The sequence below is a fragment of the Candidatus Seribacter sulfatis genome, assembly GCF_964187635.1.
In the GTDB taxonomy this organism is placed as follows: Bacteria; Verrucomicrobiota; Verrucomicrobiia; order Opitutales; family Seribacteraceae; genus Seribacter; species Seribacter sulfatis.
Map to the genome: position 1 here is coordinate 1 of NZ_CAXLMO010000059.1, position 15751 is coordinate 15751.

Annotated in this window: 11 protein-coding genes and 1 pseudogene; 9 read left to right on the top strand and 3 right to left on the bottom strand. The window is 41.8% G+C overall.

What is annotated here, in order from left to right; genetic code table 11:
* Positions 1-793 (bottom strand): annotated as a pseudogene (locus tag ACKPQ5_RS06165) (hypothetical protein); the annotation flags it as partial.
* A 324-nt stretch (positions 794-1117) separates the two neighbouring features.
* Between ACKPQ5_RS06165 and ACKPQ5_RS06170 the strand changes: the two are divergent.
* A complete protein-coding gene (locus ACKPQ5_RS06170) occupies positions 1118-3544 on the top strand; it encodes a beta strand repeat-containing protein (protein WP_407678224.1) in 2427 nt (808 codons plus the stop codon).
* Between the two features lie 27 nt (positions 3545-3571).
* On the opposite strand, the gene ACKPQ5_RS06175 is transcribed toward ACKPQ5_RS06170, so the two are convergent.
* Complete coding sequence (locus ACKPQ5_RS06175; RefSeq protein ID WP_407678225.1) at positions 3572-6088, bottom strand: DEAD/DEAH box helicase; 2517 nt, start codon at positions 6086-6088, stop codon at positions 3572-3574.
* 104 nt (positions 6089-6192) lie between these two features.
* Positions 6193-7653, bottom strand: coding sequence for a glycogen synthase GlgA (gene glgA, locus ACKPQ5_RS06180; protein WP_407678226.1), 1461 nt, complete (start codon positions 7651-7653; stop codon positions 6193-6195).
* A gap of 272 nt (positions 7654-7925) precedes the next feature.
* Between glgA and ACKPQ5_RS06185 the strand changes: the two genes are divergently transcribed.
* The 8 genes from ACKPQ5_RS06185 to ACKPQ5_RS06220 all read left to right on the top strand — a co-directional run bounded on the left by ACKPQ5_RS06185 (position 7926) and on the right by ACKPQ5_RS06220 (position 15750).
* A complete protein-coding gene (locus ACKPQ5_RS06185) occupies positions 7926-8876 on the top strand; it encodes a PhoH family protein (RefSeq protein WP_407678227.1) in 951 nt (316 codons plus the stop codon).
* Between the two features lie 15 nt (positions 8877-8891).
* Positions 8892-11396 carry an HD family phosphohydrolase gene (locus tag ACKPQ5_RS06190; protein WP_407678228.1) on the top strand — a complete coding sequence of 835 codons (2505 nt, stop codon included), beginning with the start codon at positions 8892-8894 and terminating at the stop codon, positions 11394-11396.
* Positions 11377-11874 carry an rRNA maturation RNase YbeY gene (gene ybeY, locus ACKPQ5_RS06195; RefSeq protein WP_407678229.1) on the top strand — a complete coding sequence of 166 codons (498 nt, stop codon included), beginning with the start codon at positions 11377-11379 and terminating at the stop codon, positions 11872-11874. Before ACKPQ5_RS06190 ends, ybeY begins: the two co-directional genes overlap by 20 nt.
* A 9-nt stretch (positions 11875-11883) precedes the next feature.
* Positions 11884-12651, top strand: coding sequence for a DUF502 domain-containing protein (locus ACKPQ5_RS06200; protein ID WP_407678230.1), 768 nt, complete (start codon positions 11884-11886; stop codon positions 12649-12651).
* 6 nt (positions 12652-12657) lie between these two features.
* On the top strand, positions 12658-13272 hold the full coding sequence (locus ACKPQ5_RS06205; protein ID WP_407678231.1) for a hypothetical protein: 615 nt from the start codon (positions 12658-12660) through the stop codon (positions 13270-13272).
* Positions 13273-13422: 150 nt separating this feature from the next.
* The gene (locus ACKPQ5_RS06210) at positions 13423-13842 is read left to right on the top strand and encodes a secondary thiamine-phosphate synthase enzyme YjbQ (protein ID WP_407678232.1); all 420 of its coding nucleotides are present in this window, start codon (positions 13423-13425) and stop codon (positions 13840-13842) included.
* A complete protein-coding gene (locus tag ACKPQ5_RS06215) occupies positions 13843-14592 on the top strand; it encodes a Cell division protein CpoB (protein WP_407678233.1) in 750 nt (249 codons plus the stop codon).
* 3 nt (positions 14593-14595) lie between these two features.
* Entirely contained in the window at positions 14596-15750 is a 1155-nt protein-coding gene (locus tag ACKPQ5_RS06220) for a cysteine desulfurase family protein (protein WP_407678234.1), read from the top strand.
* Position 15751: the final 1 nt, after the last annotated feature.

Genomic DNA, 15751 nt, shown 5'->3' on the forward strand with positions numbered 1-15751 from the left:
TTGTGTTGGCGATAGATGAATCAGTTACACCGGAACCTGTCCACTGGACAAATTCCCAATGAATGTTAGTAGGAACTGCATTGAGCGCAATGAGTGAATCATAGTCATGTGCCCCGGTAGGATCAGGGTTGAGTGAACCTCCTGTAGATACCGAGGCAGTTAAGTTTGCCTTCACTTGTAGGAAGGTCGAAAAGTTATGATCTGAATCTTCAAATGTACTGCCGTAATTCCAAGTGGAACCACTCGGAGGAGTTGCATTGCTAATCTTTAAATATAAGTTTGAGGGTACACCAGATGAAAATGCGGGCCATTTCCATTGCGGGCCGGTAACTGTATTATATCTTGCAGAAGGACCAGTAATCATTCGGTCATAAAATCGAATTGCAATCGGATGATTTGCAGGAGGAGCATTCGTTACAATAGTGATACCAGAATTAACATTGTAATTGGCTGGTTCATTTGGGTATACGCTCACCACATTTGAGTTTTTTGTAAAAACGGTTGTAAAACCGAAAGTCCCGTCTGCAAAACCATAACCACTACTCGAGTCACCTAGCCTAGTTCCAAATGTCAAAGGAATCCAAGTTCCTGTGAATGGGTTGCTGTTGGTCGCCAAATCAAAATAGCCCAAAGTCGCGAGGGTACCATCTCCGTTACTGCTAGAACCTGAATCCAGATTAACACCATTTCTGTCTTTGAGAAGAATTGAACTCGTTAGGTCGGTTTCCGTAGTCCAGTGGATAACTATTTGTTGTTCATTTCCTTTTAATTTAAGGGAATGGAATGTCGCCAATGAGCAAACAAAGAATAAACGAATACAAACTTCTAAAAGTATGTTATAGTAAGGATTTCTCGCAATTTTAATTAGCACGAATGAATCCAAAATTGTTTTAGAATTACAAAAAAAAGTTTATTTGAGATAGGGCTTAATCTCATACTAGAAAATCTACTCTCAGAATACCCCATTTTGCAAGTATATTCCCATAATAAAATTGAGGAGAAATATACATGAAATTGATTAATAATTCGATATAACTTAATCTAATGATGTGATGATTTAATTTACTAATTTTTAATTTGACCTGCCTGATTCTAGGATTGATATTATAGCTCTACAATGCCCGCTATTTTCTTATACCGTGTGCCCAAGTGGTTTTGGGTTACGATTTTTGCTTTCTTGGTACAAATCAAGTTGTTCTCCGCAAAACAAACAATCAACTTTTCAACGTGGATTGATTTTTCTAATTTGAATGCGAGTGATCCTGGGGGTGCCACCAAACTTCTGAAAGGCTTAACTGCAGCAGGAGGGTCTCCAACCGCACTTTATGAAGACCAAGCCGATAATCAAAGTTATAACGGAGATTTGATCGAATTAGGATTTTTCAAAGATTTGGGTGATGACGGAGCAGTTGGTGGAACTGGCGGAAATGCAGATTCTGCCTCTACTACCAATTTCAAGGGTTATTGGACTCCGTTAACGAGTAGGACAACTATAGGTCAAGATGCCAAATGGCTTGCAGGACTTGGTTCTGCAGGTCCTGAACAATCTATTCCCGCAGGGGAATTCGGTTTTAATGTGACAATCAACAATGGCGATGGAATTAATGATGATGATACCGCCTTTGTAAACTGGCACACTCCCATTGAGTCGGGATTTAAGATCGCGGATCAACAAACTGGCGGCGAAGATACAGATCTTTCTACAAATTGGGCTTTGTTAACCGCAGCAACCAATGCAAAGCTTGGTATTCGTTTTTATGACATTAACACCGCAGGTAATCCTCCCACGCCTTCAGGCACTAATGGTGCTACTAAAGTAAACGGAACCACAAGGTATAACACAATTATGGATCCGGACTGGGTTTGGCAATCTACTGACGACCAGACTTTGAATATGGCAATTCACGAAAATGATGGTTCTGGGAGCATGTCTCTCAACACGGCTCTTATTTTTGAGTTTGATAATACTGATGCTTACACCGCAAATCTGGCAAAAGTAGGAACTAGTAACACTCGAGTTGAAAATGACGATTATGTTGCGACTGTAACCCACTACAGTGGTTCGGGGAATATAGATCTTGATGCATCCGGAATTGGTTCTACCGTCCTCAGTGGTTTGACCGGTTCAGGAAATATATTGGGAGGCGATGATGGAAGTACACTCACAATACACTCTGCAGCAGGTAATACCGGAACCGATGCTTTTGATTTTACTGGCAATATTTACGAAACCTCTTCTGCCAGTACCGACTTATCGATAATCAAGACGGGTGCAGGCGATCAAGAATTAACGGGAAATATAAATTTGGCATCTGGTAGTGGTGATAAGGGTTTTATCAATCTTACCGATGGTGGACTAACTTTAAATCCCGGTAGTGGTGAAACACAGGTGATTGAGTATTTAAAAGGAGCAGCAGGAACAACCCTTACCTTGGATAATACGGGTGCCAGTACAATTGAATTAGGGTTTGCACAATCACAATCCACAGCAACATTTTCTGGAGGAGTGGTACTCACGGGAACTGGCTCATCCAATATCATCAAAGTAGCAACAGGAACGACCGCCGCTGATTACGCGAAAGAACAGGTATTTGAAACTGGAGTAATAAGTGGATCTGAAAAATTGGCAAAATCGGGCGTTGGTCGTTTGAAATTAACTGGAGATAATACCTTTAGCGGGGGGATGGATATCAATGACGGAACGGTAGTTGCCGGGCATGATGATTCACTTGGAAGTGGTACTATTACCATCAATAAAGGTAAACTTGAGGTTAGTTCTGGGGTTACCATAAGTGAGACCATCCAGGGTGGATCTGGAAAGAGTTTAATCGGAGGAGATGGCACTGTATCGAGTGTTACTATTGGGTCTGGTGCTAATGAAGTTGATTACTTGTCTCCAGGACAGGGCATCTCTTCTTCATTAAGTCCATCTCAAAAACAAATTGGATTTGGAAATGGTGATGCTGACGATGCAATTGGTTCATTTACAGCAACCACTCTAAGCCTACAAGGAGGAGGGGTTTATGATTGGGAGATGCAAGATTTTGATGGCACAACGGGTGGTACAGATTACGATGTTATGAACTTTACAAACCTTAGCTTTGGTTCAAGTAGTGATCGCTTTACGATTAACATTATGGGGATTCAGTCAAGCGATGGAACAGAAGGTGCACCAGATAATTTTGGTAGCATATGGGGGAAGTCTAGGCAGACAACCAATGGATTTAAGTTTCTCACAGATGGAGGAGGATCCGGTGGTGGTATTACTTGGGGAGCATGGAATGCGGGAAATATAGATGACTATTTTGAATTTCGTTTTGATGATTTAGCCTACAACGCTAGTAATAATGGACAATACAATCAATGGGGACAGGATTGGAGTGTACATTACGACAGTGGAGATTTTTATTTGCAATTTTCGGCTGCACCTGAACCTTCCACTTACATAATGGTAACTGGTTTATTTATGCTACCCGGCTTTCGAATGTTTAGAAAATGGCGGAAGAAGTCTACTTCATCGGTTACTGATACAGAAGAAGCGTAAAATTACGTACGATTAAGTTCTAAGCCCCTAGCTATCAGTTAATTCGACTAAATCTTTTAGGTTTGTAAAGTGGTTAGTCAGTGCTTTGGGACGATCCATGTCGCCGATAATCTTTTGAAAAGTTTCCTTTTTTGAGATTTGTAGTGCCCGGACTCTTTCCTCCACAGTTCCCTTAGTCACCAACCGATAGACAAAGGTGGGCTTGGTCCGGCCTAGTCGGTGTGCCCGGTCAATTGCTTGTTCCTCTATTGCTGGATTCCACCACGGGTCCATTAGGAATACATAATCTGCCGATTTTAAGGTAACTCCAAGACCGGCGGCTTTCAAAGAGGCTAACATTACAGTTGGACCGGAGGAGTTTTCAAAGGTTTCCACGGGCAGTGTGCGATTTCGGGTCGAGCCGGTCAGTTCTAAAATTTGCAGGTCTGGAATTTGCTGAGTAATCGAATTTTTTAAAATTTTGAGAAAGGAGGTAAATTGGCTGAATACGATTATTTTTGTCCCTGAACTGGTAAGTTCATTGAGTTTTTCCAACAAAATCTCACCTTTTGAGCCAGTAGGCGGTAATCCTTCTCTCCATGGGAGCAAGGCAAGGTCACAGCACACTTGCCTGAGTCGGGTGAGTAAGGAAAATACATGAGTGGGAGCGTGCTTAATTGCTTGCTTTAAGTTGTCTCCATGTTCTGCAATCGCACCTTCAGTTAGTTTGCGATATTCTTTTCTCTGTTCATCGTTTAAAACGCAGCTTATTTCATTTTCTAGTTTTGGAGGCAATTCTTTAGCCACTTCGCTTTTAATTCTTCGTAATACAAAGGGAGTAACTTGTTTACGAAGAAGTACTGCAGTAGCTTCTGGATCTGCAATTAATTCATTTTCAAATTCTTTTCTTCCCCCTAATAATCCGGGCATGAGAAAGCGAAAAATTGTCCACAAATCAAGGGCAGTATTTTCGATCGGAGTTCCAGATAATGCAAGTCTATGATCAGCTTCGATCGATAGGCATGCTTGAGTAACCTTTGCCTTCGGGTTTTTAATTAATTGAGCTTCGTCTAAAATCGCATACCTAAATTTATTTTCATCAAGCAGACTGCGATGTCTTCTCAGTTGGGTATAACTGGCCACCCAAAGGCATGGCTCTTCCTTTTTTTCAAAGTGATTTTCTTTATTTAAAATTTGAACTTTAATTTGTGAAAAGCGTTCTTTTACTTCCCTCACCCACACTGGAACGACTGAAGCGGGGCAAATCACAATGTCGGAAAGAGTTTGTTGAGAGTTTCCGGCAAGAATTGCGAGAGTTTGAATGGTTTTTCCCAAGCCCATCTCATCGGCAAGTAACCCATGGCATCCCAATTTGTGCAAGGTGTTCAGGTGAGCCACTCCGTCTTTTTGATAAGGTCGTAAAAAGGAAAACTTTTTTGAAATCCCATTTTTCTCTGGGTTCATTATCGCTGTTTGCCAATCAGCTAATTTTCCATCTGGTCGGGCATTTAAATATTTTCGGGCGAAGAGAGAAAATAGCATATACCGAGGCCAGTTTGTTCTTCTGCTATCCCCCCGATTCCTTTGCCACCATTCAAAGTCTTCCAGTTGGTCTTGGTCGAGACGAACCAATCCATGACCTCTAATATATGTCGTTCCGTTTCGAGCTCTTGCAATTTTCCTAGTATGTTCACTTCCGAGGCGAAGAGTGCCAAGCTGAAAGCTTTCTCGAAGAGTCATTTCCTGCTCATTATTACTCCGTGCCTCAATTTCCCAGCTCAGTTTTCTTTGCCCATGCCGAAGTAATTTGGCATCCCCTTCAAATTGAAGAGTAAAGCTTCTCTCCCAATGGGGTAGGACTTCTTCTGCAAATAAGGCTACATTTTTCCAATCTTTTAGCCGAAAGAGGCCTTTGGTTTTTTCAAACAAAAAACCTTTTCTCCCCGCTTCTGCAACGAAGTTCATTAGGGTGGGGCGGTCAGTATTTTCAAGCTTCGAGGTAATGGGCAAACCATAGGCTCGCTGTTGATTCTTTTTTGATATCTGCCATAGTGGGGTTGCCGTTAACCCTTTAGAAGTTGAGACCTCGATTAAGACAGTGATTGGAATAAGAGTAGGTGCCTGCTTCTTAGTAGAGGTGGGTTTAGGAGCAGGTTCTTCTTCGAGTTCTTCTGGTTCCTTCGGTATCTCCACCTCCGAGGGAGTGAGTTGTTCAAGAAGAGGATCTTCCTCATGGATCTCGGCCACCAATTCTTCAATTTCATAAAGGCCGGCGGTTCCGAGGGCGATTCCGAGTGTATCGTCGGGGGAAGAGGTTCGAATTTCAGGTCTTTGCTCGTTCCATTCAATCACGGAATAGGTTTCTACCCGATTCACCTTGCGGGTCACAATGATTTGACTTGTTTGGATATCAAGCGAGGAAAGAGTGCCTTCTCGATAAAAGGATCGGCCGATTTTAAGATGATCTTTATTTATGAATTTTTCCCAATCACATTCGGAGAGACGAAATAGCCATGCTTCCACCGCATTTCGGGTGAATGTTCGTGCAGGGCCGTTAGAGATCATAAATAGAGAGAGAAATTACAAAATAAATGCTACATTTTAATTTTTCTAGATGTTAGTTCGCAAGGGGAAACCCTTGATTTTAGAAGAAAGTTATGCACACAGACTTACCCATGCAAATCTTCGCGCAATGCCCAGTCATATACTTCGGTGTATTTTTTGGCCGCTAAATCCCATGAACAAGGGTTCTCAATTGCATTTTTTCGGATTTGCCGGAAAGAATTTGCATTGTTAAAGAGTACTAAAGCTCTGTTAATAACTTCACTGAGTGATGCGGATGTGCATTCTTCGAAAAGAAATCCATTGGGAGTGGAAGACTGGTTACTTGATAGGTCTACGATTGTGTCTGCAAGGCCTCCTGTTTTGCGAGCGACCGGGATGGTGCCATATCTCATAGCATACTGTTGCGCTAGTCCACAGGGCTCGAACCGACTGGGCATTAAAAAGAAATCAGAACCCGCAAATATTCTGCGGGCAAGTCCATCATCAAACCCAATAAAAACACTAATGTTTTGCGGGAATTGTTCGGCCAGTTTTTTGAATCTGTTTTCTTCATTTTTATCTCCACTACCGAGTAAGATAAATTGAAAGTTTCTGTGTGTGGCGAAGAGATCGGGAAGAGAGTCCACTAATAAATCCAAGCCTTTTTGATGGTACAATCTAGAGACTGCTCCAAAAACAGAGGTTTTCTCATCAAATTGTAAATTCATTTCTTGAAGCAGGGCGATTTTGTTGGCTCGTTTCCCCTTTTCTGGTTCGGCTGGATGGATCGTATGTTTTAGGGCAATGTCAGTCTCTGGATTCCAACTATTTTCATCGATTCCGTTTAAAATACCGATCAGATCGGCACCTCTGTATTGCAAAGAAGTTTCAAGGCCCTGACCATAATGTGGAGTACGTATTTCTTCTGAATAACTGGGACTCACCGTGGTGATCTTGTCTGCATGCTGAATACCTCCTTTTAAGAGGTTCATTGCATTGTAATGATTAAAACCTTCAATTCCGCCAAATATGCTCGGAAGACCTGAAAGTGAAAAAGTTTTTTCTGGAAATGAACCCTGATGTTCCAAATTATGAATGGTGAGAACCGATCGAGACTTTCTTTTGGGGGATGATTGAGCATTTAAGTAGGCAGGTAAAGGCGCCGCCATCCAATCGTGGGCGTGAAAAATATCGGGTCTCCAACCGGTCGCCTTTTCTATGGATAATGCCGCTTTACTTAAGGCAAAACAACGGAGCGGGTTGTCAATATAATCGCCATTTTCATCGGCATAAATTCCTGGACGGTCAAAAAGAAATTTATTTTCGAGCAGATAGACGGGAATATCTGAATCGCCAAGCCTTGTTTCAAAAAATTGAAATAAATATGATTTGAATCCAAATTTAAGAGTAATGGTAGTGGGTAATAACTTAGAATCCAAGTGCTTGCATTCCCTGTGCAATGGACAGAGAACTCTTACATCCACTCCCAATTGGCGAAGGGCAAGTGGAAGTGCCCCGACTACATCTCCTAGTCCACCCGCTCGTACTAATGGACCCACTTCGGGACTAACAAAAAGAACATTCATTTATGATTTTTTATTATATTCATCCAATGTCACAAAAGGTAACTGGTTTGATTGGCAACTTGAATCGTTTTTAACTCTTTATTCAAGACTTGCGATTGGTTATGCAGGTAATGTATTGTAATCTCTCAATTACGATTTCCATGAATTTCTCTTCCCCACAATCATTCGTCACTTTTTTTCTCGCTTTTCTCGTGAGCTAAATTGGTCTTTGATCGTTCCGAAAAAGCATCCTTTATGATCTCAGTTGATCATTTTTATGTCCTCTAATTTTCATGGCTGAAAGTACCTTAGAATTTGATTCAGAAAGAGATTTTCACAAGCTCTACGAAGAAAAGCCGAAAAACTTAAGATCCATTGAAAAGAGTCTAAGTGTTCATTTAGTTGCTCGAGGTTCTTCGCTTCAGATAAGTGGTGATGAGCAGGGCGTCAATCAATGCGAAGAGTTATTTTCTCTTCTCCAAATCGGACAAGAACAGGGTTTTATACCGAGAGGAGCCGATTTTATTCGTTTTTTAGAAAAAATTGCAACTGGTCAATCCAAGGAACTTCGCGAATTACTTTCAAAACCATTGGTTTTAAAGATAAGAAAAACTTCGATTGTTCCTCGTAATCTTAGTCAGAGACACTTTTTAGATTTGATTATTAAACATGACCTTGTCTTTGGGATCGGTCCCGCTGGTACCGGAAAGACTTTCCTCGCTATGATATTAGCACTAGATGCATTGTTGAGAGGAGATGTGCAGCGCATTGTTCTTGCCCGACCTGCTGTAGAAGCGGGAGAAGCTCTCGGTTTCTTACCGGGTGACTTAGAGGAAAAATTGTTACCTTACTTAAGACCCCTCTACGATGCAATGGATGAAGTACTTGGTCCCATTGAGGCTCGTAAATTAATTGAAACTGGAGTGGTTGAAATTGCTCCGCTTGCCTACATGCGGGGACGCACACTGGGGAAATGCTTTGCACTCCTTGACGAAGCTCAAAACACAACTCGTTCTCAAATGATGATGTTTTTGACTCGATTGGGGGAAGGCAGTAAAATGGTGGTAACTGGAGATGTCACACAGATTGACCTTCCATCCAAGCAGGAATCTGGATTAGTGGAAGCCCACAAAACGCTTTCGAATGTAGATGGAGTATATTTTCATCAATTTGATCATCGAGATGTAGTTCGGCATCCGCTCGTGAGTAAAATAATCTCGGCTTATGAAAAGCCTGAATGCTAAATTCCTGTAATTGTAATGGAAGAAAAAAAACCTTTACGAAAAAAGAATGGTCGCAAGCTCGCCCGTAGAAGGAAAAGCCTGAAGGAGGGGAGCGAGGATTTAAAATTGTCATCTGGGATTCGAGGAGTTTGGGAGAATGTGGGAAAGCAAGTATTTTTTACTCTGATTTTTGCCACCTCCATTGTTTTTATCTGTTTCGTTGGACAAGATCCACCTGGATTGCGCTCATTGGGGGAAGTGGCACCTGAGAATGTTTATTCAGATCGTGCTTTTTCTTTTCAGAGTGAAATTAGAAGAAGGGACGCGGAAGAATGGATTCGTAGCAGTACTCCCCGTGAGTTTTCTCAGAATATTGCGGGCGAGGAAAGTTTTAAAAAAGCGATGATTCGTTTAGAGGAAGGGCTCGTTTTACTGAGTTCAATGGATTTGGAAAGCCAGGTTATCGCACGAGAATCCTTGCGGGATGAATTAGAGGCCAATTTTAATCTCAATGTGAGTCAAGCTGAACTGGATGGTCTTTTTTTATGGCGTAACTTTTCTGATCCATCCTCGTTTTTCGAGATTATTAAGGAGCTTCTCGGTAAACTTCATCTAACTGGAGTGGTCAAGTTTCCCTCTGTCGACCAGAAATTTCATTCCGAGGCGAATGCTACTCTTTTAATCAATAATACGATGGTGAATCTATCCAATAACCTTATTGTGATCGAAGGCATACAAAACGGTTTGCGATTTAATCTTGATGCAGAGAGTTTGGCTCCTGATTTCCCCGAACTTTCCCTTTATTTAAATAAATTAAAAGAACATTTAAGCAATGATGGCCCCTTTCCAGAGACCGGATTGTTACTGGAAGACTTTATTGAGAGCGTAGATGAAAATGCCTCTTTTTCCGCTCAACAGTTCCGTAATGAACTTGCGGGTAATCTTTCGGTATTTGTCAAAAAAGGTCTTTTCTTACGAGATATCGATCGTGAAGCAACCACAGCTGCACAAAATCGTGCCATCGCCGAGATGGAGCAACCTGTGGTGATGGTGCAGGAGGGCGATGTCATACTTAAGAAAGGGAGTAAATTAACCGAAAGTGACTTAGAAAAGTTTGGAGAATTTCTTTCCCTCACTGTGGAAGACCGAGACCTCTTGCCCAAGAGAATCTTTATTACTGCAGGAACCTTCCTTATTGCCATTTTTTACATCAGTTTGGTACTGCCTAATTTTTGGAGAGATACTATCCGTTCTACTATCGTGGCAGTGGCGATACTTTCCAATTTATGTTTGTCCAGGCTAATATTAGAATTGGGATCCACGGATCTGTTTGGGGGAAACACTATATTGATCGGCTTAATTCCTTACCTCATCCCGATTGCTTTTGCACCGATGATCGTGATGATTACTGTGGGACCGAGAATGGCTGCACTATCGGCCCTGATGACGAGTATCTTTCACGCTACGATGCAAAATGCAGGGATTGAAGCTTTGGCGATTTCTTTAAGTGCGGGTTTGGTCGGTGCTTTTTTCTGCCGGGAAATCAGGCTTCGGGGAAGTGCTCTCAAGGCAGGAGCTATGGCGGGATTAACGGGGGCGATTTTAGCACTCGGTATTGGCTTTGCCTCGGGAGGATGGGGGGTAGCTTCGGTTAATCATGCGTTGGCATCATTAGTAATGGGAGTTCTCACCGGTGGTCTTGTGCTCACTGCAATGCCCTTAATTGAGCACATTTTTAAAGTTGCGACCGATGCTACTTTATTTGAGTTAACTGATTTTAATCATCCGCTTCTTCGTAAAATGCAGGTCGAAGCCCCGGGTACCTATCACCATAGCTTAATGGTGGCTAATTTGTCGGAAAATGCGGCTGTTGCGGTAGGTGCAAATCCAATTTTATGTAGAGCATGTTCTCTATTTCATGATATCGGAAAGATGGCGCAGCCTCATTATTTTACTGAGAATCAAGGTGAATTCGGAAACCCCCACAATAGGCAGAATCCCGCCATGAGTGCTTTAATCATAAAAAGCCACGTGAAAGAAGGGATTGAAATGGCAAGGGAAAGTGGACTGCCCAAGATTTTTAGAGATGTGATTAGGCAACACCACGGGACCACGCTGGTGAAATACTTTTACCACCAGGCGAAGCAAAAAATTAAACAGGAAAAACTGCCTTATGGGGAACTTGATACCGAAGAACCCGATGAGTCCACTTATCGCTATGATGGCCCTAAGCCCCGCTTTAAGGAAAGCGCGATTATTTTCTTTGCTGATTCGGTAGAGGCTGCTGCGAGAAGTCTGCCTAAAGTTACTCAGCATAGTGTGGAAGAATTACTAGAAAGTATTTTCCATGACCGGTTGGAAGACAGGCAATTAGATGAATGCCCTTTAACCCTGGAGGAGGTCGCTAAAATCAAAAAAAGTTTTATCAAAACCACATTGAATATGCTTCATACTCGAATTGAATATCCTGAGGAAGAAAAGAATGCAAAGTCTCCGGGCCGTGATAGTTCGTCCCCTTTTAGTGATCAATCAAAAAAATGATAAAATTTTGATCACGATCGAGTATACCAATTTACATCCTGCACTTTCATATACTGAGGATAAGTTAAATAAGTTTTTTCAACGAATTTTTTTAATTCACGAAAATATGTCGAATGGCGTGCTTTCAGTAGCTTTTTTAAATAAAGCCGAACATTCAAAGCTTCACGGTGATTTTCTTCAGGATTATCGTCCTACCGATGTAATTACTTTTCCCGCAGATCCTGAAAATGAAATGGTGGGTGAAATATGTGTGTCAGTGGACCAAGCGAGAGAAGAGGCAGAAAGCCGTGATCTGACTCTAGAGAAAGAACTCAGCCTTTATTTAATCCACGGTTGGTTACACCTTGTTGGGTTTGATGACCGGAATGACACCGATCGAAAAAATATGCGTATTGAGGAGGCAAATGCATTGGCTATTGTTGAGAAAGATTCGCTTTGGCCTAATTTTCTTCTCGCACCCCAATCTTTTGAGGTTTAGCGAAGAGAAGTGACAACTAAAATCGCACCATTCTCGAGAAAGTTCCGGAACGCATTTCTTACTGGATTACTTATTTTCTTACCCCTGGGAACAACAATATTTGTTCTCGATTTTTTATTAAACCTTTTTAAGGAGCCGGTTACTCGATTGTTTAGCCAGTTGGGCTTAGGAGAGGAAAGTTTTTTCTTTGGACTTGAATCCTTACTTGGATTGTTGGGGTTAATTGTGGGGGTGTTATCATTAACCATCCTTGGTTTTTTATCTAATTATGTATTAGGGAAGTTTTTTATTTCATCGGCTGAAAAAGTACTGGGAAAAGTACCCTTTATTAATACTGTCTACCACTCGGTTAAGCAGATCGTGGAAACTTTTGGGAAAGAAAATCGAGCCGTTTTTAAAGAAGTGGTACTGGTTGAGTATCCCAGACCTGACTGCTATGTGCTCGGTTTTTTAACCAACGATGCATCGGGGGAGACTGTTGAAGTAATTGGGAAACCACTGACTAATGTTTTTGTGCCCACTACTCCCAACCCCACAAGTGGATTTCTACTTATGCTTCCTCCCGAAGATATTTACCGATTGAGTATTTCAGTGGGTGATGGGATGAAGATGTTAATTTCTGGAGGCGCTGTTATCCCACCCTCCACCGTCAAAGCATTAAAAGAGGAGGAAGAGCAAAAACCTTCGCCGTCCAAAAAGAGTAGCCCGTCGAAGAAAAATACTCCTCGTTCTGGAACCCGCAAAACCACGAAGAAACCTCCTGTTTCTAAGGATTAAATTGCGATGCCGTCTCCTGTCCAAGCAATGGAGGGCACGATACTTGACCGAGTCGAAACGGGCGAGTCACATCTTCGAATATCATTATTCTCTGGACGGTATGGCTTGCGAGTCGTCTTATTTCGGCTGAGTAAAAAGGTACTTTCTCAACCGCCCCCCGACCTTTTTGATGAGGTTGAATTGGTCACCAGGCAATCGAGCGATGGTCAAGGACTTCCATTTGTAAAGGATTTCCAAATCTTATCCAAGAGGCCGGAAATCGCACACAATCACTTTCGCTTTCAAGTGGCCTCTTCCCTCGCTCGTTTATTTTTGGACAATGGTTCTCACCTTCAGGACACTTTGCCTTTTGGAACCCTTTTTATTCGTTCTCTTACCGCATTGCAAAAAGGATTAGATCCGACTTTAATTTGGCTTAAGACACTATTTCAGTTTGGAAGGCTAGAAGGATTACCAGTCAAGCAAGATTGGTTAGCAAACCTTGAACAGAAAGAAAAAGAACTAGCAACCTTTGTGTTGATTACTTCATTAGCGAAACAAGACCCTAAAAAGGAGTTAGTTTTAAACCTAATCCATTCGTTGCGTGCATGGTTGAATTCAGAAACGGAACTTCGCTGTTAATCGTAAAGCCAATGAAGCTTAAAAAATCTCTTTTCAATGTTTATTGAAGTTGAGCAGAAAGAGTTAAAGTAAGTCATTATCTCATTCTTCACTCTCAACCCTTGCCAAAAGTATTTTCCTTTTCTAGAAAAGGGAAAGTATTCTTTTAAAATGGCAGTGTATAAAAAAGATTGGAACTACAAAACAAAAGGAAAAGGAACATATGAAATTACCGAAGAGGTAGAACTTGGGTTAAATGATTCAGGTCTTTCCGATGGCGTCGTTTCAGTTTTTGTCCGACACACTAGTTGTAGTCTTGTACTAATGGAGAATGCGGACCCGACTGCTCGATTGGATTTGGAAAATTTCATGGAGAACCTTGTGCCGGAAGATTATCCTGACTTTGTTCATACACTAGAAGGTCCAGATGATATGCCTTCCCATGTAAAGATGGCTTTAACCCGAACGAGTGAAACTATCCCATTTACAAATGGTAGGCTTGATCTCGGTACTTGGCAGGGGCTTTTTTTGTGGGAACATCGCAGTGCCCCTCATTCACGAACGCTTATCTTTAGTTATATTGGAGAATAAATGAGAGATTATTTTTGTAAATTTTTAAACATTATCTTACTCACACTTCTTGTGGGGGCATGCAGTCAAAGTGGTCCAATAGTGGATGAGGAAGAAGATGCAGCGTTTCAACGCGGTCGTTCCTTCTTAAAAGTAGGAAAAGAGGAAGAGGCATTAGACGAGTTCCTCTCTGTTACCCGTCGAGCGATGAATTCTCCCAATTCTCACCTTGAGGCCGGCCGGTTATTTCTAACACTTGACTCCCGAAAAGATCCAATTGCTGCAATTTATCATTTTAGAAGATTTCTCTTACTTGAAAACGAGTCACGAGAAGCACCAAAGGTTAGGCAATTAATTGTAACTGCAGAGCATGAAATCATTCGAGAACTTCCCGGCGAACCTTATTCTGACCTACTCGATTCGTTATCATTAAAAAAAGAAAATGATCGATTAACAAGAGAGATCGCAGACCTTCGGGCAAGTCAAGGGCTTCCATTAAATTCGAGACAGATTAGTACTACCAAGTCAGAAAATGTTACACCCAGACTACCCATTGCACTTCCTCCCAAGCCAAAGACCAGTCCCACTGTTCGAGCACGAACCTATACCGTACAACAAGGGGATAGTTTATATGCAATTAGTAGGAAACTTTACGGGGATTCCTCCCATATTGATCGAATATTTCAAGCCAATCGAAAATCTCTGCCGAGTAAGGATAGTTTAAAGTTAGGCCAAGTTTTAGTAATTCCCTCAATTCCGCCTTCTCGTTAGTTAATGAGTGTTGAAATGGCGTATTTTGATAACAACGCGACCACTTCGATTAGCGAAAATGCTTTAGAGGTTTATCGCAGGGCACTTGCGGAAGATTGGCATAATCCATCTTCTCCCTACCGGTCGAGTGCCCGAATTCGTGCGAGGATGGAATTAGACCGGGAAGAATTGGCGAAAGATCTTGGATTAAAAAAAGAAGAAATTATTTTTACCTCTGGTGCAACGGAGGCAAATAATGGAGTGTTTGCTCATTTTGCGACCCAAGCGAATGCTGGTTTATGCTGCCTCGTTTCACCTTTTGAACACCCCAGCATTCTTGAACCTGCAAGGTATTGGTTTAAGGACAAAATAAGATACCTTCCCATTGATCAGGAGGGAAGGGTGGTGCTTGAAAATATTGAAAATCTTTTGAGTGAAAATAATATTTGTTTTGTTTCTCTTATGGCAGCAAATAATGAAACTGGCGTCCTTCAACCATGGAAAGAGTTGGCAGAGATTTGTTTTTCAAAAGGTGTTTTCTTTCACTGTGATGCGACTCAATGGATTGGTAAATTACCCAGTGATGATTTTGATCTATGCTCCTCTTTTTCTGTCAGTGCGCACAAGTTTTCAGGTCCTAAGGGCGTTGGATGGTTTGCAAGTAAAGAACCAATCAGTATGCAATTAGGAGGAGAGCAGGAAATGTCAAAGCGTGGAGGGACAGAAAATTATCCGGCAATCACCTCTATGCTTACCGCGTGGAAAGAGGTTCGATTTCAGCTAAATTCTCCGGGCAACCGGACAGAATGGAGGGATCAATTTGAGAAGAGCTTAATCAATTTAATTCCGGCAGTGAAAATTCTGGGTTTAAATAGTCCACGCCTCTGGAATACTTCAATGTTTGTACTTCCCGATTTCGAAAATTTAAGTTGGGTCGGGAAATTAGATAAACTAGGTTTTTCAGTTTCCACGGGGTCTGCCTGTTCCACCGGTAAGGCAGGGCATTCAGGGATCGCTCAATCGATGGGTTTGTCGACGAGTGAAGTTCGAAGGTTAATTCGGGTAAGTTCGTATTGGGAGCACGGGGAAAGTGATTGGGTCAATCTGCTTTCTGCTTTTGAGCAAGTGAGTAAAGAACTTCATCAGGAAGGGGCGTATTCATCTGTTATCTCTTTTTAAA